This is a genomic window from Streptomyces sp. NPDC058534 (genome assembly GCF_042717365.1).
Lineage (GTDB): Bacteria > Actinomycetota > Actinomycetes > Streptomycetales > Streptomycetaceae > Streptomyces.
In genome coordinates this window covers 153500-177118 of sequence record NZ_JBHXNW010000004.1, presented here as the reverse complement: position 1 = coordinate 177118, position 23619 = coordinate 153500, and the positions used below count along the sequence as shown (strand labels likewise).

The window sequence follows — 23619 nt, the reverse complement described above, 5'->3', positions numbered from 1 at the left end:
GTGTTGTGTGGTATCGATTTTTAGTTGATCATACCCAACTATAACTCATCCTCCGCCGACCCTGCCCCCCCCCCCCCCCCCCCCGCGCCCGCCGCCGCTCTGTCGTGTCCGCCCGATGCGTCCGTGTCCGCCGTCCGGTGCGTCCGAGTCCGAGTCCGCGTCCGAGTGCGAGTCCGGGTGTGCCGGTCGCTCCCGGTGTCCGCCCGAGGGTCCGCGCGACCGTTCCGCTTCCGCGCGCCGTCATCCAACCGTGACCTTCCGCGACCTGCCTGCCGACGGGCCTCCCGGTGTTCGGTCCGTCGGTCGCGCGGCGCCCACCTGGCTGTTCTCCGGTGCTCTCCCCGCAGCCCCCGGAATCGCGGCTCCGCCCCCTCGCGCCGGGCGTCCGTCAATTCCTGTCCGAATCATTGACGCGCTTCCGGGGCCTCCGTAACTTGTGCCAGCAAGCGCTTACTTGAAACGATTCATGAAGCGAAGGCCGCGTCGCGGGGAGGCTCGTATGCAGCAGGACGGGATTGCGCGGAGGCAGGTCGGGAGGCGCACGGTCCTCAAGGCGGCGGGGGCTTCGCTGGCCGTCACGGGGCTGGGGGCCACGTCCACCGCGTGCGGCGGCGGGAGCGGTTCGGGAGACGGTTCGGTGACGATCCGTTACTCCTGGTGGGGCGCCGAGGACCGGGCCGAGCGCATCAACAAGACCATCGCGCTCTTCGAGAAGAAGTACCCGAAGATCAAGGTCAAGACGGACTTTCAGCCGTACACCGACTTCTGGAAGAAGTTCAACACGCAGGCTTCCGGGGGGAATCCGCCGGACGTCTTCCAGAATGCCATCGGATTTCTTCGCAAATACGACGCGAAGAATGTCCTGCTCGACCTCGGAGGGCAGGTCGATGCCGGAAACCTCTCCGTGGACGGATTCCGCGCGGGCCTGGAGAGGTTCGGCGAGATCGACGGCAAACTCCTGGGCGTGCCCGTCGGTTCGAACTCCATGGCCCTGGTCATCGACAAGCCCGTCTACACCCGGGCCGGCGTCAAGCCCGAACAGGGCTGGACGTGGGAGGACTTCGACGAGGCGATGGCGAGGGTCCGGGACCGGACGGGCCGGGCCGGTGACAGCGGCATGTACGGAGTCATGTACCTCTACGACCTGTACCTGCGGCAGAACGGCAAGGCATTCTTCACCGAGGACGGACTCGGCTTCACCGAGGCCGATCTGACCACCTGGTGGACCAAGGCGGACAAGGGCGTGCGGTCCGGCCTCTTCGCCGACCCCAAGAAGGTCGCCCAGATCAAGCCCAAGTCGGCGCTCTCCGCGGAACTGGCCGGCAGCGAGTTCACCTGGGACAACTTCACCGTCCGCTACACGTCGGAGGGCAAGAGCGAGTACGGTCTCGCGCCGATCCCCACCACGGACGGCAAGAAGACCGGCCAGTACCTGGGCTCGCTGATGCTCAGCGCCTCCAAGCGCACCCAGCACCCGAAGGAGGTAGCCCAGTTCATCGACTTCATGGTCCACGACCCCGAGGTCGCCAAGATCATGGGCTATGACCGCGGTGTCCCCACGACCCAGGCCCAGTACGACGCGTACCGGCCGACCGACCCGGTGAACAAGGCCATCGCCGCCTACGAGGAGTCGCTGGTCGAGTCGGGCGTCCTGGAGCCCATCACCCCGCACCCGAACGGCGCGGACATCTGCGAGGCCGCCTTCCTGCGCATCGCCGAGGAGATGGCGCTCGGCTCGCGGTCCGTCGAGGACGCCGTCGAGCAGTTCTTCACCGAGTCGAAGACGGCTCTCGCCGGCTGAGGGGAAGCGCCGTGACACACGCCCCCGCGATGGCGGGCCCGGTCCGGGACTCCCGGCAGCGGCCGGCCCCGGAGAAGCCCTCGCGCTCCGCCGAGCACAAACGGCGGGGCCGCCGGGAGAACCTGGCCGGCTACCTCTTCATGTCCCCCTGGATCGCCGGATTCCTGCTGCTGACGGCGGGGCCGATGGCCGCCTCGCTCTACTTCGCGTTCACCGACTACAACCTGTTCGACGCGCCCAGGTGGATCGGCCTGGACAACTTCTCCGAGATGTTCGGCGACCCCCGCTGGCGCCACTCGGTGCGGATCACGCTCTGGTACGTCGTCGTCGGCACCCCGATCAAGCTGATCGCGGCGCTCGGCGTCGCGCTGCTGCTGGCGCAGAAGCGGCGCGGGCAGGCCTTCTACCGGGCCGCCTTCTACGCGCCCTCGCTGATCGGCGCGAGCGTGTCCGTCGCCATCGTGTGGAAGGCGATCTTCTCGGACGACGCGGTCGTCGACCGTACCCAGCAGTTCCTCGGGATCGGCGCCGGAGGCTGGACCGGCGACCCGGAGCTGATCATCTACAGCCTGGTGGCGCTCACCGTCTGGCAGTTCGGCGCCCCCATGGTCATCTTCCTGGCCGGCCTCAAGCAGGTGCCGCGCGAGCTGTACGAGGCGGCCGACGTCGACGGGGCGGGCAGGCTGCGCCAGTTCTGGAACATCACCCTGCCGATGATTTCCCCGGTGCTCTTCTTCAACGTCCTGCTGGAGACGATCCACTCGTTCCAGATCTTCAGCTCGGCCTACATCGTCGGCGGCGGCGCCGGAGGCAACGCCTGCGGTCCCGCGGACGGCACGATGGTCTACACCTGTTACCTGTACGTCCAGGGCTTCGAGAACAGCCGGATGGGCCTGGCCTCCGCCATGGCGTGGATGCTGCTGGTCGCGGTCGCCCTGGTCACCGCGGTGCTGTTCTGGTCCCAGAAGCGCTGGGTGCACTACGAGGAGGGCGGCCGATGAGCGCTCAGGCCACGGACGTCACGCCGACCGCGTCCACGAAGGGGGCCCTGCGGCGTCGGCTGCCGGGTTCGCTCGCCTGGCACCTCGGGTCGCTGGCGATCCTGGCGGTGATCCTCTACCCGGTGCTCTGGGTCGTCGGCGGCTCCTTCAAGGAGAGCGGCGACATCGTCGGCAGCCTGGACCTCTTCCCGGGCGACCCGATCGTCTCCAACTACACGAGCCTCGCCGACGGCATCGCGGACATCTCGATCTCCACCTTCTTCCTCAACTCGTTGTTCCTGGCCGTCGGTTCCGTGATCGGGATCGTGGTGTCCTGCTCGCTCACGGCGTACGCCTTCGCGAAGATCAGGTTCGCCGGGCGCAATCTGCTGTTCACGCTGATGATCGGCACGCTGCTGCTGCCGTACCACGTGCTGCTGATCCCGCAGTACGTGCTCTTCCGCAACCTGGACATGATCAACACGTACACCCCGCTGCTGCTGGGGAAGTACCTGGCCACCGAGGCGTTCTTCGTCTTCCTGATGGTCCAGTTCATGCGCAACCTGCCCAGGGAACTGGACGAGGCGGCCCGCCTCGACGGCTGCGGGCACTTCCGGATCTACTGGTCGATCGTGCTGCCGCTGTGCCGGCCGGCCCTGATCACCAGCGCGATCTTCACCTTCATCAATTCCTGGAACGACTTCATGGGCCCGCTGATCTACCTCAACGAGCCCGGCAAGTACACCGTCTCGCTCGGTCTGAAGATGTTCGTGGACCAGGAAGGGCTGGCGAACTACGGCGGCATGATCGCCATGTCCCTCGTCGCCCTGCTGCCCGTCCTCGCCTTCTTCCTGGCCTTCCAGCGCTATCTGATCGACGGCATGGCGACGTCCGGCCTGAAGGGCTGAGGTGAACCGATCATGACCCAGGCGCCTGCGAAGGCCCGTACGGAGCGGCCGGGGGAGCGGGGTGAGTCGCGGTTCGCCGAGGGCTTCGCCCTGTTCGCCGAGTGCCTGCTCACCGGCGTGTGGATCGCGGTGGCCGCGCTGCCGCTGGTCACCTACCCCGCCGCGTTCGCGGCCGGCGCGCGGCACCTCGGGCGCAGGCTCGCCCACGAGCGCGGCGGCTTGCGGGAGTTCGCGGCCGACTTCCGGGCGGCGGTGCGCCGCGGGTGGCTCGTCGGGGTCGCCGGATGGGCCGCCCTGGCGGTGGTGTGGCTGGACGTGCGGGCCGTACGGGACGGACTGCCGGGCGGCGCCTTCGTGGGTGCCGTCGGGGTTGTGGCCCTCATCGGCGCGGCCGTCGCGGGGCTGCGCGCGGCGGCGGCCTGGCACCCGGATGCCTCCTGGCGGTCGCTGCTCGCCGGTGCCGCCCGGCGCACCGTGCTCGACCCCGCCGGTTCCTTCCTCCTCGTCGGCGGACTCGCCCTCGTCGTCTGCTCCGCCTGGTTCAGCGCACCGCTGGCGGTCGCCGTCCTGGGCGCGGTGGCGGCGGCTGCCATCGCCGTGGAGGAGCGCCACCGGCGCCGCTGACGGGCCCGTTCCGTCTGCCGTGCCCCTGCCGCAGATCCATCTCCATCTGTCATGCCCCTGTCATTTGAAAGGACGGCCATGTCCCGCATCCCCCGCAGGTCCCTCCTCAAGGCGGCCGCCGTCGCCGGCGCCGCCGCCCAGTTCAGCTGGGCACTGGGCACGAAGAACGCGCAGGCCGCGGTGGCCGACGACAGCCCCGTCACCCTGACCTGGCTGGAGGACGGCGGCCTCGGCGCCGCGCCCGGCTCCACCGTGGGCGTCCCCTGGCCCAGGGGCACCTTCCGGGAGGACCAGTCCTTCGCGGTCACGGACGCCGACGGCAAGGACGTACCCGTGCAGTCCTGGCCGCTCGCCCAGTGGCCGGACGGCTCCCTGAAGTGGACCGCGCACGCCGTGGGTTCGGGCAACGGCAAGCTCAGCCTGGCCGCCGGCACGCCCGCCGCACCCACCCGGAGGATCACCGTCGACCGGCGCGGCGGCACCATCGACATATCGACCGGTGTCATCACCGCGAGGATCGGCACATCGGGGCCGATGCTCATCAAGTCGGTAGTCCGCGGCTCCACCGAGATCGCCAGGAACGGCCGCCTCGTCCTGCTGCGCCGTCCCGAGGTCGAGGACGACGAGCAGGGCACGGTCAGGTCCGAACGCTTCGACGGCGCGATCCACGAGGTGAAGGTGGAACAGGACGGCCCCGTCCGCGCCGTGGTCCGTATCGACGGCGTGCACCGCAAGGGACGCCGCGGCCTGCTGCCCTTCTCCGTCCGCCTCTACTTCTACGCGGGCGCCGACTCCTTCCGCATGGTGCACACCATCACGTTCGACGGGAAGCAGGAGCCCGGGAAGGCGAACGGCGACTTCGTCCGGGGCCTCGGCGTCCGCTTCACCGTCCCGATGCGCGACGAGTCCTACGACCGCCACATCCGCCTAGGCGGCGAGGGCACCGGCCTGCTGCGCGAGGCCGTCAAGGGCATCACCGGACTGCGCCGGGACCCCGGGGCGGCAGTACAGGCGGCGCAGTTCGCCGGCGAGAAGCTGCCCGACCCCGCCACCTGGGACCAGCGCGTCACCACCCGGCTCCAGTACATCCCGGAGTGGGGCGACCACACCCTCTCCCAGCTGTCCGCCGACGGCTTCACCGTCCGCAAGCGCACCAAGAGGGGCCACGGCTGGATCGGCGCCGGCGGCGGACGGCGCGCCTCCGGCTTCGGCTACGTCGGCGGCGTGAGCGGCGGTCTCTCCTTCGGCCTGCGCGACTTCTGGGAGAAGTTCCCCGCCCAGCTCGACATCCGCGACGCCCGGACCGACGACGCCGAGGTCACCCTCTGGCTCTGGTCACCCGAGGCCCAGCCCATGGACCTGCGCTTCTACCACGACGGCATGGGCCAGGACAGCTTCACCGAGCAGCTCGAAGGCCTCAACATCACCTACGAGGACTACGAACCCGGCTTCGGCACCCCGTACGGCATCGCCCGCACCAGCGAGCTGATGTTCTGGGCCAACGCCGCCACCCCGAACGCGGAGACGCTCGCCGAACAGGTCCGGGCCGTGCGGACACCGCCGCAGCTCACCGCCCCGCCCGCACAGCTCATCAGGTCCAGGGTCTTCGGACCCGGCCTCTACGCCGAACCCGACCGTTCCACGCCCGCCAAGGCCAGGATCGAGGACCACCTCGACTTCCTCTTCACCTACTACAAGGACCAGGTGGAGCAGCGCCGCTGGTACGGCTTCTGGGACCACGGCGACGTCATGCACTCCTACGACACCGCCCGCCACCAGTGGCGCTACGACGTGGGCGGCTACGCCTGGGACAACTCCGAACTCTCCCCGGACCTGTGGCTCTGGTACGCGTACCTGCGCTCCGGCCGAGCCGACATCTTCCGTTTCGCCGAGGCCATGACCCGGCACACCGGCGAGGTCGACGTCTACCACCTGGGCGACTGGGCCGGCCTCGGCACCCGGCACGGCGTCCAGCACTACGCGGACAGCGCCAAGCAGCAACGCATCGCCAACACCACCTACCGCCGCTTCTACTACTTCCTCACCGCCGACGAACGCGTCGGCGACCTGATGCACGCCAACGTCGACTCCGACGAGACCTTCCTCGCCCTCGACCCGCTGCGAAAGATCCGCACCGAGCCGTACACACCCGACCGGCACGCCCTGTCGATCGGCTTCGGCACCGACTGGAGCGGCCTGGTGTCGGCCTGGCTGACCGAGTGGGAACGCAGGGGCCCCAAGTGGGAGAAGGCCAAGGCCCGCGTCCTGTCCACCATGGAGACCATCGCCGCCCAGCCCAACGGCTTCGTCCAGGGCAGCGGCCTGTACGACCTGGACACCGGGAGGTTCGCCGTCGCGGACACCCCGAAGGTCGAGGTCTCCCACCTGTCGGCCGTCTTCGGTCTGGGCGAACTGTGCGCAGAACTGATCGACCTCGTCGACATGCCGGAGTTCCACGAGGCGTACTACGACTACTGCCGCTACTTCAACGCCTCCAAGGCCGAACAAGCGGCCCGGTACGGCAAGGACTTCGGCAGCCTCATCCTCTTCCAGGGCCACTCGCGCCTCGACGCCTACGCGGCCGTGCGGACCGGCGACGAGAAGCTCGCCACGCGCGCGTGGGCCAAGTTCTACGACTCCGACGGCTACAAGGAGTCGGCGCCCTGGACGACGGAGAAGCTGACCGGCCCCGTCACCCTGGTGCCGGGCAGCGAGGCGAGCTGGGTGTCCACCAACGACACCGCCCTGTACGGCCTCGCCGCCATCGAGAACCTGGCGCTCCTGGGGGACAGGATGCCCTAGCCGGCACGTGACGGAGGCGGGTACGGGCACACTCCACAGGTGGACTGGAACCAGTACCGATTCCGCAGCCTGTGGACCCTGCCCGCGCCCGCCCCCGACGTCTACCGCGCGCTGGAACGGATCGAGGACTACCCCCGCTGGTGGCCGCAGGTGCGCGAGGTCACCCGGCTCGACGACACCAGCGGGCTCCTCCGCTTCCGCTCCCTGCTCCCGTACGACCTCACCGCGACCCTGTACGAGGGGCGCCGCGATCCGGCGGCCGGGGTCCTGGAGGTCGCGATGCGCGGCGACATGGAGGGGTGGGCCCGCTGGACGGTCACCCCGCGGGGATTTGGCACCCTCGCCCGCTACGACCAGGAGGTCGAGGTGCGCAAGCCGCTGCTGCGCCGGCTCGCCGTGCCGGGGCGGCCCCTGTTCCGGGCCAACCACCGGCTGATGATGCGGGCGGGGCGGCGCGGCCTCGCCGCGTACCTGGAAGGCGGTCGGCAAGCGGTTTGATGGAAGCGCGCCGGGCCCTGTATTGTTCGGTGCGTTCCCGGGCGATTAGCTCAGTGGGAGAGCGCTTCGTTCACACCGAAGAGGTCACTGGTTCGAACCCAGTATCGCCCACCCGGGAAGAGCCGGTCCGTCAGACGACGGACCGGCTTTTTCGTGTGCGCGTGCGCGCCCGGGCTCACGCCGCCGCGGGCAGGTCCGGCCGCAGCGGCCAGGCCGGATCCACCGGCTCCTCGGTGCCGTTGAGCGCGAACCACGCCTGCAGACCCCGCGCCTGCCCCGCGTGCCACACCGCCTGGAGCGTGTGCAGCTCGGCGGGGGACAGGCGCTCCAGCCGGCCCGGGAAGCGCCGCCCCACCGCCCGCACCACCTCCAGCGAGGCCTGCGCGTCAGCCGCCGCGTCGTGCGCCTCCGCCAGCTCGACGCCGTAGTGCGCGCACAGGTCGGTGAGGGTGCGGCGGCCCTTGCGGTAGCGGTCCAGGTGCTTGTCGAGCACCCGCGGGTCCAGCACGTGCAGCGACGTCCGCTCCAGCCAGCGGCCCAGGGACGAGGCGCGGTGGCGGCGCAACTCGCGGTCCAGCAGGGTGAGATCGAACGGCGCGTTCATCACCACCAGCGGACGCCCGGCGCGGGCCTGCTCGGCCAGCGCCTCCGCCATCTCGTACATCACGGGCGCCGGCCAGCGGCCGTGGCGCTGCAGATGCTCCTCGGTCAGCCCGTGCACCGCCGTCGCCGACTCCGGCACCGGCACGCCCGGGTTCACCAGCCACCGTGTGACGCGCGGCCGGAGCCCGGGCGCGTCCTGGACGACGAGCGCCGCCGACACGATCCGGTCGGTCTCGACGTCCACACCCGTCGTCTCCGTGTCGAAGGCGGCCAGCGGCCCCTCGAACCAGCTCGTCATAGGGCACTCAACTCCTCGTCCACACACACCGGCTGACGCGCCGTCCTCTGTCCCGGTTCGGTGATACCCGGGCTGTTTGCGACGTACGCCGGAAGGACACAACAGGATTACGGGTCCTCGCAGTTCAGCGACCCGCTACACGGACACACCAGTTCTGGAAGGCTGTTGGTCATGGCCATCACGCAGCCCGAACGGGGCGGGCTGCTGCCGGAGCGCACCGCGCCCACCCGCGGCTCCCTCGCCACCACCGCCTGCATGGAGACCCTGCAGGTCGGCTACCTCCACGCGGTCGCCGCCGCGGCGGGCTGCTCGCTCTCCCAGCCCTTCCCGGACAACGGCATCGACTGGCACGTCAGCCACAGCGCCCCCGGGCACACGGTCGACGACGAGGTCACCATCAAGGTGCAGCTCAAGGCGACGTACCAGATCCCGCCGCAGCCGCCCGGCCGCTTCTTCTCCTTCACGCTCGACAACGACCACCTGGCGAAGCTCGCCCGCACCCCGGTCTCCGTGCACAAGATCCTGGTCGTGATGATCGTCCCCCGGTCCAGGGACCAGTGGCTTCGGGCCGGCCACGACCGGCTCGACCTCAGGCACTGCTGCTACTGGACCAACCTCGCCGGACAGCCGGTCACCGGCCGGCGGCGCACCACCGTGCGGATACCGACCGCGCGGGTCTTCGACGACCGGGCGCTGTGCGAGATCATGACGCGGGTCGGGACGGGAGGGAAACCATGACGCACCGCCCGACCGGCGAACCCCTGCGGGCCGTACGGCCGCACCCCGCCGCTGACGACACGTCCTGGGACGACGGCCGCCCGCCCGAGTCCGCCACCGTCGACCCGGCCGTACTGACCGCGCTGCTCCACCGGCACGGCTGGCGGCGGCGCGGCGGCGCCCCCGGCCGCTACGGCCGCTGGACACCACCCGGCCCGGCGGCCGGCGCCACCAGCCTGCTGGTGCCCGTCAGCCGCGCCTTCCCCGACAGCGAGGACCTGCTCGGCGAGGCGCTGCTCGCCCTGTCCCGCAGCGGCACCCCCGCCGCCCGCGAGATCCTCGTCTCACTCGCCGTCCCCAGCGACGAGATCCGCTGGGCACGCGACGTGCCGACCGGGCCCGGCTCCACGGCCTCCTGGACCGCCGAGGAGCAGCTGCGAGCCGCCGCCCGCCGGATGCTGCTCGCCGGCGCGCTCGCCACGCGCGCGCGGGCCGGCTACTTCGGCGCCCGGCACCGGCGCGCCGCCGCCACCGCCCTGGAGAACGTCCTGGTCGGCACGGCCCCTGGCGGTCGCCGGCTGACGGCGTTCGCGCCGGTCACCACCGGCCGCCCCCTCGCCGTACGCCTCCACCAGGCCCTGTACGCCGCGCGTGAGGCCGTCGACTACCGGCGGGCCACCGGCGGCATGGAAGCCTTCGACGCCGCCGTCGGGGCGGGCGTCAGCCACGAGCTGACCGAGGCACTGGTCGCCCTGGTCCGGGGCACCCAGGGCGCCCGTATCGCCGTCGACTGGGCGCCCGCCGCGGGCGTCCCCGAAGGCTGCGGCGCCCTCGCCGAACCCGTCGAGTTCTCGCCCGGCGACCTGCCCGCCCTGCGCGAGGCCGCCGCCCGCTATCTGAGCGCGGAGCCCTCGGTGCCGGTGCGGATCACCGGCACCGTCGTCCGCATGCGCCGGTCCGGACCGCGCGGCACGGGCACCGTACGGCTGCGGGTGCTGGCCGGTGCCGAGGTGCCGCACGTGCGGATCACCCTGGACGAGGAGGCCTACCGGATCGCGGGCCACGCCCACCTCGTCGGACTGCCGGTGCGGGTGCTCGGCCGGCTGGAGAGCAGGGGCGGCTTCCGCCGGCTCACCGGAGCCTGCGAGATCGCTCCCGTGCAGGTCGACGACGCGGAGCGGGACCGGCTGCTCAAGGCGGTCCAGGAGCACGTGGAGGTGGCGGCCTTCTTCGAGGAGACCTGCGGCGGTGACTGCGACGACGAAGGCGAGGACGAGGCCGGGGGGTGAGGGCCGGGGGGTGAGGGCGGCCGCCGGGAATGATTTCGCGGTGCACGGGTCCGGGTCGGTACGATCGCCCTCAGGCGTGCGCTCCGGTATGGCGCCGCGGCCCCACCTTCAGTCAGGAGAGACCGGTGTCAGACGTCCGTGTGATCATCCAACGCGATTCCGAGCGGGAAGAACGCGTGGTGACGACGGGCACTACGGCCGCCGAGCTCTTCGCCGGCGAGCGCTCGATCGTCGCGGCGCGGGTGGCCGGTGAGCTCAAGGACCTCGCCTACGAGGTCGGCGACGGCGAGACCGTCGAGGGCGTCGAGATCTCCTCCGAGGACGGCCTGAACATCCTGCGCCACTCCACCGCGCACGTCATGGCGCAGGCCGTGCAGGAGCTGTTCCCCGAGGCCAAGCTGGGCATCGGCCCGCCCGTCAAGGACGGCTTCTACTACGACTTCGACGTCGAGAAGCCCTTCCACCCCGATGACCTCAAGGCCATCGAGAAGAAGATGCAGGAGATCCAGAAGCGGGGGCAGCGGTTCTCGCGCCGCGTGGTCACCGACGACGCCGCCCGCGAGGAGCTCGCCGACGAGCCGTACAAGCTGGAGCTGATCGGCCTCAAGGGCTCCGCGTCGCACGACGACGGTGCGGACGTCGAGGTCGGCGCCGGCGAGCTGACGATCTACGACAACCTCGACGCCAAGACCGGCGAGCTGTGCTGGAAGGACCTCTGCCGCGGCCCCCACCTGCCCACCACCCGGAACATCCCGGCCTTCAAGCTGATGCGCAACGCGGGCGCCTACTGGCGGGGCAGCGAGAAGAACCCCATGCTCCAGCGAATCTACGGCACGGCCTGGCCGACCAAGGACGAGCTGAAGGCGCACCTGGAGTTCCTCGCCGAGGCCGAGAAGCGCGACCACCGCAAGCTGGGCCATGAGCTGGACCTGTTCTCCATCCCGGAGCAGATCGGCTCCGGCCTCGCCGTCTTCCACCCCAGGGGCGGCATCATCCGCCGGGTCATGGAGGACTACTCGCGGCGCCGCCACGAGGAGGAGGGCTACGAGTTCGTCTACACCCCGCACGCGACCAAGGGGAAGCTCTTCGAGACCTCGGGCCACCTGGACTGGTACGCCGACGGCATGTACCCGCCCATGCAGCTCGACGAGGGCGTGGACTACTACCTCAAGCCCATGAACTGCCCGATGCACAACCTGATCTTCGACGCGCGCGGGCGCTCCTACCGTGAGCTGCCGCTGCGCCTGTTCGAGTTCGGCACCGTGTACCGGTACGAGAAGTCGGGCGTGGTGCACGGCCTGACCCGGGCCCGCGGCTTCACCCAGGACGACGCGCACATCTACTGCACGCGTGAGCAGATGTCCGAGGAGCTGGACTCGACGCTCACCTTCGTGCTGAACCTGCTGCGCGACTACGGCCTGACCGACTTCTACCTGGAGCTGTCCACCAAGGACCCGGAGAAGTTCGTCGGCTCCGACGAGGCGTGGGAAGAGGCCACCGAGACGCTGCGGCAGGTCGCCGAGAAGCAGGGCCTGCCCCTGGTCCCGGACCCGGGTGGCGCCGCCTTCTACGGCCCGAAGATCTCCGTCCAGACCAAGGACGCCATCGGCCGCACCTGGCAGATGTCGACCATCCAGCTCGACTTCAACCTGCCGGAGCGCTTCGACCTGGAGTACACGGCCGCGGACGGCACCAAGACCCGCCCGGTCATGATCCACCGCGCGCTGTTCGGTTCGATCGAGCGGTTCTTCGCGGTGCTCCTGGAGCACTACGCGGGCGCGTTCCCGGCGTGGCTCGCCCCGGTCCAGGCGGTCGGCATCCCGATCGGCGACGCGCACGTCGAGCACCTAGAGAAGTTCGCCACGGCGGCCCGCAGGCAGGGCCTGCGCGTCGAGGTCGACACCTCCTCCGACCGGATGCAGAAGAAGATCCGCAACGCCCAGAAGCAGAAGGTGCCCTTCATGGTCATCGCGGGCGACGAGGACATGGCGAACGGCGCGGTCTCCTTCCGCTTCCGCGACGGCTCCCAGGAGAACGGCATCCCCGTCGACGAGGCCATCGCGAAGATCGCGAAGGTGGTCGAGGAGCGGGTGCAGGTCTGATCGCCGGGTTCCAGGGCCCCCGGGATCTCCCGGGGGCCTTTCCCTGTCGCCGTACACGACGCCATATGCTGCACGCATGACGAGTGAGCCGGAGCAGCAGTCGGGAGTGGGGACGCAGGACGCGTTCCAGCGCCTGTGGACGCCCCACCGGATGGCCTACATCCAGGGCGAGAACAAGCCGAGCGGCCCCGGCGCCGACGACGGCTGTCCCTTCTGCTCGATCCCGGCCAAGTCCGACGAGGACGGGTTGGTCGTCCGCCGCGGTGAGCACGTGTACGCGGTGCTCAACCTGTACCCGTACAACGGCGGCCACCTGATGACCGTGCCGTACCGCCACGTCGCCGACTACACCGACCTGACCGATGTGGAGACCGCGGAACTCGCCGCGCTGACCAAGCAGGCGATGACGGCCCTGCGCACCGCGTCCGGCGCCCACGGTTTCAACATCGGCATGAACCAGGGCACGGTGGCCGGTGCGGGCATCGCAGCCCACCTCCACCAGCACATCGTGCCCCGCTGGGGCGGCGACACCAACTTCATGCCGGTGGTCGGCCACACGAAGGTGCTGCCGCAGCTACTGGGGGACACCCGCAAGATGCTGGCGGAGGCATGGCCGACGGGCTGATCCCAACCAGCCCGTCCGGCGTTTGAGGACGAGGCCGTCCAGGCCGAAGCGGGGTCTGGGGGCGCAGCCCCCAGCAACGGCCACGCGAGCACGCCGCCCCCCGACGACCGCCGGAGGCCTACGCGTCGTAGAGGTCCGCCTTCCCCGGCGTCGGATCCTGTACGGCCGTGCTGAGGAACGCCGAGCGGGAACCGAACTTCTCCGTGTCCACGCCGTTCTCGTCCAGCACCTTGATCGACGCCGCGTGCACCACCCGCAGCACCGGCGCCGCCGCCCGCAACGCGTCGTCGGCCATGAAGCGGTGCCGCCACGGCTGATCCGCCCACGCGTGCCGCAGCCCGAACGGCTCCGGCAGCCCGATCGTGCCGCCGAGCCAGTTCAGCAGCGGCGGATACCAGGTGAGCGGTGCGCGGACGGCGAGGCGGACCACCTCGTTCGCGGTGACCAGCGGGAGCATCACCTTGCGCGTCTCCCACGGCTTGAACGACTTGGCGACCTCCTTGAAGGGCGCCTCGGGCTTGCCGGTGAACAGCGGGTTCACCGGACCGAGCGCATGGCCGGTGACCTCGATGCGCAGCGTCTCGTGCAGCACGGTCACCGTGATCAGCATGGTGATGACCAACTGGCCGTCCCACAGCGTCCACTGCACACCCAGGTAGTGCCGGTCACCGGCACCGAACTGCTGCTTGTTGCAGATCTCCTGTATCGCGTGCGTCTTGACCTGGTACGCCTCGACGTCCGTGCCCTCCGGACGGGACACCGCCTTCACGTTCTCCCCGATCGGCGTGACGACCCAGTGCCGTATGGACGGCTTGGTGAAACCGCCGGTGTTCAGCGGCCCGCGTTCCAGCATGCGCAGCTGGTCGTGGATGGACTTCACGACGTCCCAGCTGCGGAAGGGGTGGATCTCGCGCGTCGGGTCGGCCGGTGCCAGGTCCTCGGCGAGCTGCCAGCTGCCCCAGCGCGTGCCCATGCCGAGTATGCCCTTGGGACCGGCGTAGAACACGGAGTTGGACTGCTGCTCGGCACCGAGCTTGGCGAGGGACTGGCGCAGCTGCTCGGCCGAGGTCTCGTTCGGATTGCTGGGGACCGCCTCGGGCACCTTGGCGCCGACCCCGCTGCCCGACAGGAGCCCGTCCCAGCGCTCCCGGAGGTCCCTGGCGGTGCCCTCGCAGATCCGCTTGGCCCAGAACCAGCCCACGACCGGCAGGACGACCGCCGCGCGGGCGTACCAGGCCCAGAACCCGGAGAAGGGCATCTTCAGGAGGAACAGCACGGCCAGCGCGGCGATCGCCAGGAGTACCGCGGTGCCCAGCGCACCGGCCTGCTTGTTCTCCGACTTGGCGACGGTGGTGCGGATCTGGAAGCCCAGCAGCCAGATCAGCATGCCGGGCAGGAACAGCAGGCCGCACAGCACGATGACCGTGGACAGCCGGGCGTCCCGCGTCCGGCGGATGCCATTGGCCGCCAGACAGTGCTCGACGACCACCTGCGGCTCCGCCCCGAAGGACTGGATGAGGGGTTTGCGGCCGCTGCCCAGCATGCGGTCGGCCACCGCGCGGGAGAAGGCCTCGCCGAGGTTGGGCCGGAAGATCGTGGCCCAGGACCGGCCCGCGTTGAGGGTCGTCTGGTGCCACTCGTTGTCGGCCTTCTTGATGTCCGCCAACTCGCTGTCCCGGTAGGCGGCCGACGCCAGCGCGAAGGTGGCCGTCTGGCCACCGCCGTCCGTGCGCGGCACCTGCGGCCCGAAGAAGTCCGCGTAACCGCCGTCAACGGCCATTCCCGCCCCCGATCGCCACCACTGTCGCTCCTGCGGCCTTCCCGACTTCCCTGCCCCGCATACCTGTTGATCTGGTCATCAGCGTATCCGCAGCCGGCGGCACGCGTCACCGGACGCCGGAAGGCGCCCCCACGCGCGCGGGTGGACCGCCGGGCGCGCCGTCGCACGCCGGGCGGAGTGCCGCCGGCGCGGGCGTTCCCGCGCCGGACGGCCGGGCGCCGCTACGACGCCGCGCGCACCTCCTCGAGCAGCCGGTCCGCGACCTGCTGCGGCATCGGTTCGTGCCGCGCGTAACGGCGGTCGAAGCGCGCGGTGCCGTGCGAGAGCGAGCGCAGGTCGACCGCGTAGCGGCCGATCTCGATCTCGGGCACCTCGGCCCGGATCAGGGTCCGCCCGCCGCTGGTCTGCTCGGTGCCGAGCACCTTGCCGCGCCGCCCCGACAGGTCGCTCATCACCGCGCCCACGTAGTCGTCGCCGACCAGGACGCTCACCTCGGCCACCGGCTCCAGCAGATGGATCCGCGCCTGCGCCGCGGCCTCCCGCAGCGCCAGCGCGCCGGCCGTCTGGAAGGCGGCGTCGGAGGAGTCCACCGAGTGCGCCTTGCCGTCCAGCAGCGTGACCCGCACGTCGATCAGCGGGTGGCCCGCCGCGACGCCCCTGGCGGCCTGCGCGCGCACGCCCTTCTCGACGGACGGGATGAACTGCCGGGGCACCGCGCCGCCGACCACCTTGTCCACGAACTCGACGCCCGAGCCGTTCGGCAGCGGCTCCACCTCGATCTCGCAGATGGCGTACTGCCCGTGCCCGCCGGACTGCTTCACGTGCCGCCCGCGCCCGCCCGCACGGTCCCCGAACGTCTCCCGCAGGGACACCCGGTGGGGTACGACGTCGACCTGGACGCCGTAGCGGCTGCGCAGCCGCTCAAGTGCCACGTCGGCGTGCGCCTCGCCCAGGCACCACAGGACCACCTGGTGCGTGTCCTGGTTGTGCTCCAGGCGCATCGTCGGATCCTCGGCGACCAGCCGCGCGAGCCCCTGGGACAGCTTGTCCTCGTCGGGCTTGCTGTGCGCCTGGATGGCGAGCGGCAGCAGCGGGTCGGGCATCTCCCAGGGGGCCATCAGCAGCGGGTCCTCCTTGGCCGAGAGCGTGTCCCCGGTCTCCGCGCGGCTCAGCTTGGCCACGCACGCCAGGTCACCCGCGATCACGTGCGTGACGGGCCGCTGCTGCTTGCCGAACGGCGTCGTCAGGGCGCCGATGCGCTCGTCGACATCGTGGTCCTCGTGGCCGCGGTCGGCCAGCCCGTGCCCGGAGACGTGCACCGTCTGGTCGGCGCGCAGGGTGCCGGAGAACACGCGGACCATCGAGATCCGGCCGACGTAGGGGTCGGACGACGTCTTGACGACCTCCGCGACGAGCGACTCCCCGGGATCGCACATCCGCAGCTCGCGCCCGGCGCCCTCGGGCGTGGTCACCCGGGGTGCTTCCCGCTCCAGCGGCGTCGGAAAGCCACGGGTGATCAGCTCCAGCAACTCGACCGTGCCCAGTCCCTGCCGGGCGTCCTCGGCCGCGGGAGCCGCGGCCAGCACCGGGAAGAACACGCCGCGTGCGACGGCTCGCTCCAGGTCCTCGATGAGCGTCTTGACGTCGACCTGCTCACCGCCGAGATAGCGCTCCATGAGGGTCTCGTCCTCGCTCTCCGAGATGATCCCCTCGATCAGCATGGAGCGGGCCTCGTCGATCACCGGCAGCTCCGCCTCGCCCGGCTCGGACTCCTCGCGCTCGCCCGACGCGTAGTCGAACAGTTTCCGCGACAGCAGGCCGATGAGCCCGGTCACGGGCGCGTGCCCGTCGGGCGCCGGGGCGCCGCGCAGCGGCAGGTACAGCGGCAGCACCGCGTCCGGATCGTCCCCGCCGAAGGCCTCCGCGCAGATCCGCGTCATCTCCTCGAAGTCCGCGCGGGCGGCCTCCAGGTGCGTGATCACGATGGCGCGCGGCATGCCGACGGCGGCGCACTCCTCCCACACCATGCGGGTCGAGCCGTCCACCCCGTCGGAGGCCGAGACGACGAAGAGGGCCGCGTCCGCCGCGCGCAGACCGGCCCTCAGTTCACCGACGAAGTCGGCGTACCCGGGAGTGTCCAAGAGGTTGATCTTGATGCCGTCCCATTCGACCGGCACCAGGGAGAGCTGTACGGAGCGCTGCTGCCGGTGCTCCATGTCGTCGTAGTCCGAGACGCAGCCGCCGTCCTCCACGCGGCCCGCCCGGTTCACCGCTCCCGCGGTCAGCGCGAGAGCTTCCACCAGAGTCGTCTTGCCCGATCCGGAGTGGCCGACCAGCACCACATTCCGTACGGACGTGGGATGGTCGGCCGCCGCTGCCCTTCCGGCGGCTCCGGGATGGGTGTTGTGTGTCTTGTCGCCCATGTCCTGCCTCCCGTGCACGGTGAGGTCCCTGTGGGCGCGGACACGCGGGACCCGCGTGCACTGGCGGCTCCGGCGACGCCCGCGGTCCTTCGAGCTTTCCACTCCCTTCACGCCGCGTCCATACGAAGGACCCGATCCCACCGCCCACCGGCCGCCGGGACGGGGGGTCCGGGTGCCCGGCCACCGCCCACGCGCGCGCGTGACTACGATTGGGCCAGCCGGTGGCCAGCAGGGGTCGCGGCCACACCGACCGTCGGGAAGGCCATGCTGAACAAGTACGCGCGTGCATTCTTCACGCGTGTTCTCACACCGTTCGCCGCGTTTCTCATCCGCCGGGGCGTCAGCCCGGACACGGTCACGCTCCTCGGCACCGCCGGTGTGGTCGCGGGTGCGCTGGTCTTCTACCCCATGGGTGAGTTCTTCTGGGGCACGGTGGTGATCACACTCTTCGTCTTCTCGGACCTCGTCGACGGCAACATGGCCCGCCAGCTCGGCCGCTCCAGCCGCTGGGGCGCGTTCCTGGACTCCACCCTGGACCGGGTCGCCGACGGCGCGATCTTCGGCGGGTTCGCCCTCTGGTACGCGGGCGCCGGCGACGACAACATCCTGTGCGCGGTGTCGATCTTCTGCCTGGCCAGCGGCCAGGTGGTGTCGTACACCAAGGCGCGCGGCGAGGCGATCGGCCTGCCGGTCGCCGTCAACGGCCTGGTCGAGCGGGCCGAGCGGCTCGTCGTCTCCCTGGTCGCGGCCGGATTCGCGGGCCTGCACAAGTTCGGTGTCCCGGGCATCCAGTACCTCCTGCCGATCGCCCTGTGGATCGTCGCCGTCGGCAGCCTCGTCACGCTCATCCAGCGCGTCGTCACGGTCCGCCGGGAGGCCGCCGAGGCCGACGCCGCCGGGCAGGAGAGCCAGGGCACCGAGGCGGCCACGTGAGCGCTCGCGACCGGCTGACCGACGGCCTGTACGGCGCCGGCTGGAGCACCGTGAAGAAGCTGCCCGAACCGGCCGCCGTACGGCTCGGGCGCACCGTCGCCGACCTCGCCTGGAAGCAGCGCGGCACCGGCGTGCGGCGCCTGGAGAGCAACTACGCGCGCGTGGTGCCGGGCGCGAGCCCGGAACGGCTGGCCGCCCTCTCGCGCGCGGGCATGCGCTCCTACCTGCGCTACTGGATGGAGTCCTTCCGGCTCCCGGCGTGGAGCGCCGAGCGGATCAGGAGCGGCTTCACCGCCAAGGACCTGCATCACCTCACCGACGGCATGGACGCCGGAAAGGGCGTGATCCTCGCCCTCCCGCACCTGGCCAACTGGGACCTCGCGGGCGCCTGGGTCACCACGAAACTGGGCATCCCCTTCACGACGGTCGCCGAGCGCCTCAAGCCGGAGACCCTGTACGACCGTTTCGTCGCCTACCGCGAGTCCCTCGGCATGGAGGTGCTCCCGCACAGCGGCGGCACGGCGTTCGGCACCCTTGCCAGGCGGCTGCGCGACGGCGGCCTGGTCTGCCTGGTCGCCGACCGCGACCTGTCCGCCTCCGGCGTGGAGGTCGACTTCTTCGGCGAGACGGCCCGCATGCCGGCCGGGCCCGCCCTGCTCGCCCAGCAGACCGGCGCGCGGCTGCTGCCGGTGACGCTCTGGTACGACGACTCACCCGTGATGCGCGGCCGGGTGCACCCGCCGGTCGCGGTCCCGGAGTCAGGCACCCGGGCCGAGAAGACGTCTGTCATGACACAGGCGCTGGCCGACGCCTTCGCCACGGGGATCGCCGACCACCCGGAGGACTGGCACATGCTCCAGCGCTTGTGGCTGAAGGACCTCGATCCCGCCAAGGCACCCGCGGCGGCCGACGGACAGGGCGCGTCGTGAGGATCGGCATCGTCTGCCCGTACTCCTGGGACGTGCCGGGCGGCGTCCAGTTCCACATCCGGGACCTGGCCGAGTACTTCGTCCGCCTGGGCCACGAGGTGTCCGTCCTCGCCCCCGCGGACGACGACACGCCGCTGCCCCCGTACGTCGTCTCCGCCGGCCGCGCGGTCCCGGTGCCGTACAACGGCTCGGTGGCCCGGCTGAACTTCGGCTTCCTCTCGGCGGCCCGGGTGCGGCGCTGGCTGCACGACGGCGCCTTCGACGTCATCCACATCCACGAGCCGACCTCGCCCTCGCTGGGGCTGCTCACCTGCTGGGCGGCGCAGGGCCCGATCGTGGCCACCTTCCACACGTCCAACCCGCGCTCCCGCGCGATGATCGCCGCGTACTCGATCCTCCAGGCCGCCCTGGAGAAGATCAGCGCCCGGATCGCGGTGAGCGAGTACGCCCGCCGCACCCTCGTCGAGCACCTCGGCGGGGACGCGGTCGTCATCCCCAACGGCGTCGACGTCGACTTCTTCGCCGGCGCCGAGCCCAAGTCCGAGTGGCAGGGGGACACGGTCGGCTTCATGGGCCGCATCGACGAACCCCGCAAGGGACTGCCGGTGCTGATGCGGGCCCTGCCCAAGATCCTCGCCGCCCGTCCGCAGACCCGGCTGCTGGTCGCGGGGCGCGGCGACGAGGAGGAGGCCGTGGAGAGCCTGCCGAAGGAACTGCGCTCCCGGGTGGAGTTCCTCGGCATGGTCAGCGACGAGGACAAGGCCCGCTTCCTGCGCAGCGTCGACCTGTACGTGGCGCCCAACACCGGCGGCGAGAGCTTCGGCATCATCCTCGTCGAGGCCATGTCGGCCGGCGCCCCCGTCCTCGCCTCCGACCTGGACGCCTTCGCCCAGGTCCTCGACCGGGGCGCGGCGGGCGAGCTGTTCCCCAACGGGGACGCCGACGCGCTGGCCGACGCCGCGGTGCGGCTGCTCGCGGACCCGGAGCGCCGCGCCGCACTGCGGGAACGGGGCAGCGCCCACGTACGGCGCTTCGACTGGTCCACGGTCGGCGCGGACATCCTCTCCGTCTACGAGACGGTGACGGCCGGCGCGGCGGCGGTGGCGACCGACGACCGGGCGACCGGACTCAGGGCACGCTTCGGGCTGGCCCGGGACTGACCGGCCGGCCCCACCGATAGGGTTGCGGCCCGTGACCGCAACCCTGATCTGGATCCTGGTCGTCCTCGTCGCCGTCGGCCTGTATCTGAGCTGGACGGCGGGACGGCTGGACCGGCTGCACGCCCGGATCGACGCCGCCCGCGCCGCCCTCGACGCGCAGTTGCTGCGCAGAGCCTCCGTGGCCCAGGAACTCGCCACCTCGGGCGTGCTCGACCCGGCCGCCTCCATGGTGCTGTACGAGGCCACGCACGCCGCCCGGCAGGCCGAGGAGGAGCTGCGGGAGGTGGCCGAGAGCGAGCTGAGCCAGGCCCTGCGGGCGGTCTTCGCCGATCCGCCGCAGGTCGACGCGTTGCGCGAGGCACCCGGGGGAGAGGCGGCGGCCCACGAGCTGGCCGAGGCCGTACGGCGGGTCCCGATGGCCCGGCGCTTCCACAACGACGCGGTGGGCGCCGCGCGCCGGCTGCGTGAGCACCGCAAGGTCCGCTGGTTCCGCCTCGCGGGACACGCACCCTTCCCACTGGCCTTCGAGATGGACGACGAGCCGCCGGCGGCCCTGGTGGACCGGGCCGCCTGAGCCGTCGACGCTTCCCCCGCTTCCTCCGCCGCACACGCCAAAACGATCCACCGGCTTCTCATTGGCCCTTGCTGTGGCCTGGTCCCCTCGCGTTTCCTCGTTGCTGCACAAGCCCCCTTCCCCTCAGCGAGGTACCCGTGTCCAGCACGCTCTCCGAAAACCACGCCCCCGAGACCGGCACCGCCCGCGTGAAGCGCGGCATGGCCGAGCAGCTCAAGGGCGGCGTGATCATGGACGTCGTCACACCGGAGCAGGCGAAGATCGCCGAGGACGCGGGCGCCGTGGCCGTCATGGCCCTGGAGCGGGTCCCGGCCGACATCCGCAAGGACGGCGGCGTGGCCCGGATGTCCGACCCGGACATGATCGAGGGCATCATCGGCGCGGTCTCCATCCCGGTGATGGCGAAGTCCCGCATCGGCCACTTCGTCGAGGCCCAGGTCCTGCAGTCCCTCGGCGTCGACTACATCGACGAGTCCGAGGTCCTCACCCCGGCCGACGAGGTCAACCACAGCGACAAGTTCGCCTTCACCACCCCCTTCGTCTGCGGCGCCACCAACCTCGGCGAGGCCCTGCGCCGCATCGCCGAGGGCGCCGCGATGATCCGCTCCAAGGGCGAGGCCGGCACCGGCAACGTCGTCGAGGCCGTCCGTCACCTGCGCCAGATCAAGAACGAGATCGCCCGCCTGCGCGGCTACGACAACAACGAGCTGTACGCCGCCGCCAAGGACCTGCGCGCCCCCTACGAGCTGGTCAAGGAGATCTCCGAGCTGGGCAGGCTCCCGGTGGTGCTCTTCTCCGCCGGCGGCGTCGCCACCCCGGCCGACGCCGCGCTGATGCGCCAGCTCGGCGCCGAGGGCGTCTTCGTCGGCTCCGGCATCTTCAAGTCCGGCGACCCGGCCAAGCGCGCCGCCGCCATCGTGAAGGCGACCACCTTCTACGACGACCCGAAGACCATCGCGGAGGCGTCCCGCAACCTCGGCGAGGCCATGGTCGGCATCAACTGCGACACCCTCCCCGAGACCGAGCGCTACGCCAACCGCGGCTGGTAAGGCACCTGATCCCATGACCGACACCCCCGTCATCGGCGTCCTGGCCCTCCAGGGCGACGTACGGGAGCACCTCGTGGCCCTGGCCGCGGCCGACGCCGTGGCCAGGCCGGTCAGGCGCCCCGAGGAGCTCGCCGAGGTGGATGGCCTGGTCATCCCGGGCGGCGAGTCCACCACCATCTCGAAGCTGGCCGTCCTCTTCGGAGTGATCGAGCCCCTCCGCGCGCGCGTGCGGGACGGTCTGCCCGTCTACGGCACCTGCGCCGGCATGATCATGCTGGCCGACAAGATCCTCGACCCGCGCTCCGGGCAGGAGACGGTCGGCGGCATCGACATGATCGTGCGCCGCAACGCCTTCGGCCGCCAGAACGAGTCCTTCGAGGCGGCCGTCGACCTCAAGGGCGTGGCGGGCGACCCCGTGGAGGGCGTCTTCATCCGCGCCCCCTGGGTGGAGTCCGTCGGCGCCGCGGCCGAGGTGCTCGCCGAGCACGAGGGCCACATCGTCGCCGTCCGCGAGGGCAACGCGCTGGCGACGTCCTTCCACCCGGAGCTGACCGGCGACCACCGTGTGCACCGCCTCTTCGCCGACATGGTGCGCGCGAACCGGGAGGCGGAGTCCTTGTAGGATTCCCGGGTACCTCCCAGGCTCCTCAAGCGCTGGGGGAGTTCGTGCAAAGACGGGTTACGCGAAGGAGACAGGCAGATGTCCGGCCACTCTAAATGGGCTACGACGAAGCACAAGAAGGCCGTGATCGACGCCAAGCGCGGCAAGCTCTTCGCGAAGCTGATCAAGAACATCGAGGTCGCGGCCCGCATGGGTGGCGTCGACATCGAGGGCAACCCGACGCTGTACGACGCCATCCAGAAGGCGAAGAAGCAGTCGGTCCCCAACAAGAACATCGACTCCGCGGTCAAGCGCGGCGGTGGCCTGGAGGCCGGCGGCGCCGAATACGAGACGATCATGTACGAGGGTTACGGGCCGAACGGTGTCGCGGTGCTCATCGAGTGCCTCACCGACAACCGCAACCGCGCCGCCTCCGACGTCCGCGTCGCCATGACCCGCAACGGCGGCTCCATGGCCGACCCGGGCTCCGTGTCGTACCTGTTCAACCGCAAGGGCGTCGTGATCGTCCCCAAGGGCGAGCTGGGTGAGGACGACGTCCTCGCCGCCGTCCTGGACGCGGGCGCCGAGGAGGTCAACGACCTCGGCGAGTCCTTCGAGGTGCTCAGCGAGGCCACCGACCTGGTCGCGGTCCGTACCGCCCTCCAGAGCGCCGGCATCGACTACGAGTCCGCCGACGCCAACTTCGTCCCGACCATGCAGGTCGAGCTGGACGAGGACGGCGCCCGGAAGATCTTCCGGCTCATCGACGCCCTGGAGGACAGCGACGACGTGCAGAACGTCTTCGCCAACTTCGACGTGAGCGACGAGGTCATGGAGAAGGTCGACGCGTATCTCCTCCCGGCGTGCCTTTTTGTTCACGTCCCCACCCAGTCTCTTAAAAACAAAGAACGCTACCAAAGAAA

The 23619-nt window shown here is 70.9% G+C and carries 19 protein-coding genes, 1 tRNA gene and 1 pseudogene; 18 read left to right on the top strand and 3 right to left on the bottom strand.

Going from position 1 to position 23619, the window contains the following annotated elements; all coding sequences use genetic code 11:
- The first annotated feature begins 499 nt into the window (after positions 1-499).
- From ACFWR9_RS03750 to ACFWR9_RS03720, 7 genes are all read left to right on the top strand, one after another.
- A complete protein-coding gene (locus ACFWR9_RS03750) occupies positions 500-1801 on the top strand; it encodes an ABC transporter substrate-binding protein (RefSeq protein WP_383834963.1) in 1302 nt (433 codons plus the stop codon).
- A gap of 29 nt (positions 1802-1830) precedes the next feature.
- The gene (locus ACFWR9_RS03745) at positions 1831-2802 is read left to right on the top strand and encodes a carbohydrate ABC transporter permease (RefSeq protein ID WP_383835051.1); all 972 of its coding nucleotides are present in this window, start codon (positions 1831-1833) and stop codon (positions 2800-2802) included.
- Positions 2799-3689 carry a carbohydrate ABC transporter permease gene (locus ACFWR9_RS03740; protein WP_383834960.1) on the top strand — a complete coding sequence of 297 codons (891 nt, stop codon included), beginning with the start codon at positions 2799-2801 and terminating at the stop codon, positions 3687-3689. Before ACFWR9_RS03745 ends, ACFWR9_RS03740 begins: the two co-directional genes overlap by 4 nt.
- Positions 3690-3701: 12 nt before the next feature.
- Complete coding sequence (locus tag ACFWR9_RS03735; RefSeq protein ID WP_383834957.1) at positions 3702-4313, top strand: hypothetical protein; 612 nt, start codon at positions 3702-3704, stop codon at positions 4311-4313.
- Positions 4314-4391: 78 nt separating this feature from the next.
- Entirely contained in the window at positions 4392-7115 is a 2724-nt protein-coding gene (locus ACFWR9_RS03730; RefSeq protein WP_383834954.1) for a Tat pathway signal sequence domain protein, read from the top strand.
- A 39-nt stretch (positions 7116-7154) separates the two neighbouring features.
- Positions 7155-7613 (top strand): SRPBCC family protein, encoded by a 459-nt coding sequence (locus ACFWR9_RS03725; RefSeq protein WP_383834951.1) that lies wholly within the window; start codon positions 7155-7157, stop codon positions 7611-7613.
- 39 nt (positions 7614-7652) lie between these two features.
- Positions 7653-7724, top strand: a tRNA-Val gene (locus ACFWR9_RS03720).
- 64 nt (positions 7725-7788) lie between these two features.
- Here ACFWR9_RS03720 and ACFWR9_RS03715 read toward each other — a convergent pair.
- Positions 7789-8514 (bottom strand): 3'-5' exonuclease, encoded by a 726-nt coding sequence (locus ACFWR9_RS03715; protein ID WP_383834948.1) that lies wholly within the window; start codon positions 8512-8514, stop codon positions 7789-7791.
- Between the two features lie 171 nt (positions 8515-8685).
- Here ACFWR9_RS03715 and ACFWR9_RS03710 point away from each other — a divergent pair, with 171 nt between their 5' ends.
- The 4 genes from ACFWR9_RS03710 to ACFWR9_RS03695 all read left to right on the top strand — a co-directional run bounded on the left by ACFWR9_RS03710 (position 8686) and on the right by ACFWR9_RS03695 (position 13247).
- Positions 8686-9252 carry a DUF4365 domain-containing protein gene (locus ACFWR9_RS03710; protein ID WP_383834945.1) on the top strand — a complete coding sequence of 189 codons (567 nt, stop codon included), beginning with the start codon at positions 8686-8688 and terminating at the stop codon, positions 9250-9252.
- Positions 9249-10520, top strand: a complete 1272-nt coding sequence (locus ACFWR9_RS03705) for a hypothetical protein (RefSeq protein WP_383834942.1) — start codon at positions 9249-9251, stop codon at positions 10518-10520. Before ACFWR9_RS03710 ends, ACFWR9_RS03705 begins: the two co-directional genes overlap by 4 nt.
- A gap of 125 nt (positions 10521-10645) precedes the next feature.
- Positions 10646-12622 carry a threonine--tRNA ligase gene (gene thrS / locus ACFWR9_RS03700; RefSeq protein WP_383834940.1) on the top strand — a complete coding sequence of 659 codons (1977 nt, stop codon included), beginning with the start codon at positions 10646-10648 and terminating at the stop codon, positions 12620-12622.
- A 76-nt stretch (positions 12623-12698) separates the two neighbouring features.
- Positions 12699-13247 carry an HIT family protein gene (locus ACFWR9_RS03695; protein ID WP_383834937.1) on the top strand — a complete coding sequence of 183 codons (549 nt, stop codon included), beginning with the start codon at positions 12699-12701 and terminating at the stop codon, positions 13245-13247.
- A 118-nt stretch (positions 13248-13365) separates the two neighbouring features.
- Here the strand turns inward: ACFWR9_RS03695 and ACFWR9_RS03690 are convergent, their stop codons facing one another.
- Positions 13366-15027: a hypothetical protein gene (locus ACFWR9_RS03690; protein WP_383834934.1), complete on the bottom strand. Its 1662-nt coding sequence runs from the start codon at positions 15025-15027 to the stop codon at positions 13366-13368.
- Between the two features lie 221 nt (positions 15028-15248).
- On the bottom strand, positions 15249-17450 hold the full coding sequence (locus ACFWR9_RS03685) for an elongation factor G-like protein EF-G2 (protein WP_383834931.1): 2202 nt from the start codon (positions 17448-17450) through the stop codon (positions 15249-15251).
- A gap of 264 nt (positions 17451-17714) precedes the next feature.
- Here ACFWR9_RS03685 and pgsA point away from each other — a divergent pair, with 264 nt between their 5' ends.
- From pgsA to ACFWR9_RS03650, 7 genes and pseudogenes are all read left to right on the top strand, one after another.
- A complete protein-coding gene (gene pgsA, locus ACFWR9_RS03680) occupies positions 17715-18383 on the top strand; it encodes a phosphatidylinositol phosphate synthase (RefSeq protein ID WP_383834928.1) in 669 nt (222 codons plus the stop codon).
- Entirely contained in the window at positions 18380-19312 is a 933-nt protein-coding gene (locus tag ACFWR9_RS03675; protein ID WP_383834924.1) for a phosphatidylinositol mannoside acyltransferase, read from the top strand. The genes pgsA and ACFWR9_RS03675 overlap by 4 nt, the downstream gene beginning before the upstream one ends.
- On the top strand, positions 19309-20472 hold the full coding sequence (locus tag ACFWR9_RS03670) for a glycosyltransferase family 4 protein (protein WP_383834921.1): 1164 nt from the start codon (positions 19309-19311) through the stop codon (positions 20470-20472). Before ACFWR9_RS03675 ends, ACFWR9_RS03670 begins: the two co-directional genes overlap by 4 nt.
- A 31-nt stretch (positions 20473-20503) precedes the next feature.
- Positions 20504-21046 carry a hypothetical protein gene (locus ACFWR9_RS03665; protein WP_383834918.1) on the top strand — a complete coding sequence of 181 codons (543 nt, stop codon included), beginning with the start codon at positions 20504-20506 and terminating at the stop codon, positions 21044-21046.
- 137 nt (positions 21047-21183) lie between these two features.
- A complete protein-coding gene (gene pdxS, locus ACFWR9_RS03660; protein WP_383834915.1) occupies positions 21184-22095 on the top strand; it encodes a pyridoxal 5'-phosphate synthase lyase subunit PdxS in 912 nt (303 codons plus the stop codon).
- A gap of 13 nt (positions 22096-22108) precedes the next feature.
- The gene (gene pdxT / locus ACFWR9_RS03655; RefSeq protein WP_383834912.1) at positions 22109-22717 is read left to right on the top strand and encodes a pyridoxal 5'-phosphate synthase glutaminase subunit PdxT; all 609 of its coding nucleotides are present in this window, start codon (positions 22109-22111) and stop codon (positions 22715-22717) included.
- A 78-nt stretch (positions 22718-22795) separates the two neighbouring features.
- Positions 22796-23545, top strand: a pseudogene (locus tag ACFWR9_RS03650) (YebC/PmpR family DNA-binding transcriptional regulator); the annotation flags it as partial.
- Positions 23546-23619 lie beyond the last annotated feature (74 nt).

Bases quoted from the DNA above. Each gene is read 5' to 3' on its own strand.
- ACFWR9_RS03730 (WP_383834954.1), top strand. From the start codon at position 4,392: ATGTCCCGCATCCCCCGCAGGTCCCTCCTCAAGGCGGCCGCCGTCGCC.
- ACFWR9_RS03740 (WP_383834960.1), top strand. From the start codon at position 2,799: ATGAGCGCTCAGGCCACGGACGTCACGCCGACCGCGTCCACGAAGGGG.
- ACFWR9_RS03710 (WP_383834945.1), top strand. From the start codon at position 8,686: ATGGCCATCACGCAGCCCGAACGGGGCGGGCTGCTGCCGGAGCGCACC.
- ACFWR9_RS03690 (WP_383834934.1), bottom strand. From the start codon at position 15,027: ATGGCCGTTGACGGCGGTTACGCGGACTTCTTCGGGCCGCAGGTGCCG.
- ACFWR9_RS03685 (WP_383834931.1), bottom strand. From the start codon at position 17,450: ATGGGCGACAAGACACACAACACCCATCCCGGAGCCGCCGGAAGGGCA.
- ACFWR9_RS03715 (WP_383834948.1), bottom strand. From the start codon at position 8,514: ATGACGAGCTGGTTCGAGGGGCCGCTGGCCGCCTTCGACACGGAGACG.
- ACFWR9_RS03735 (WP_383834957.1), top strand. From the start codon at position 3,702: ATGACCCAGGCGCCTGCGAAGGCCCGTACGGAGCGGCCGGGGGAGCGG.
- ACFWR9_RS03750 (WP_383834963.1), top strand. From the start codon at position 500: ATGCAGCAGGACGGGATTGCGCGGAGGCAGGTCGGGAGGCGCACGGTC.
- ACFWR9_RS03705 (WP_383834942.1), top strand. From the start codon at position 9,249: ATGACGCACCGCCCGACCGGCGAACCCCTGCGGGCCGTACGGCCGCAC.
- ACFWR9_RS03695 (WP_383834937.1), top strand. From the start codon at position 12,699: ATGACGAGTGAGCCGGAGCAGCAGTCGGGAGTGGGGACGCAGGACGCG.
- ACFWR9_RS03745 (WP_383835051.1), top strand. From the start codon at position 1,831: ATGGCGGGCCCGGTCCGGGACTCCCGGCAGCGGCCGGCCCCGGAGAAG.
- pdxT (WP_383834912.1), top strand. From the start codon at position 22,109: ATGACCGACACCCCCGTCATCGGCGTCCTGGCCCTCCAGGGCGACGTA.
- pgsA (WP_383834928.1), top strand. From the start codon at position 17,715: ATGCTGAACAAGTACGCGCGTGCATTCTTCACGCGTGTTCTCACACCG.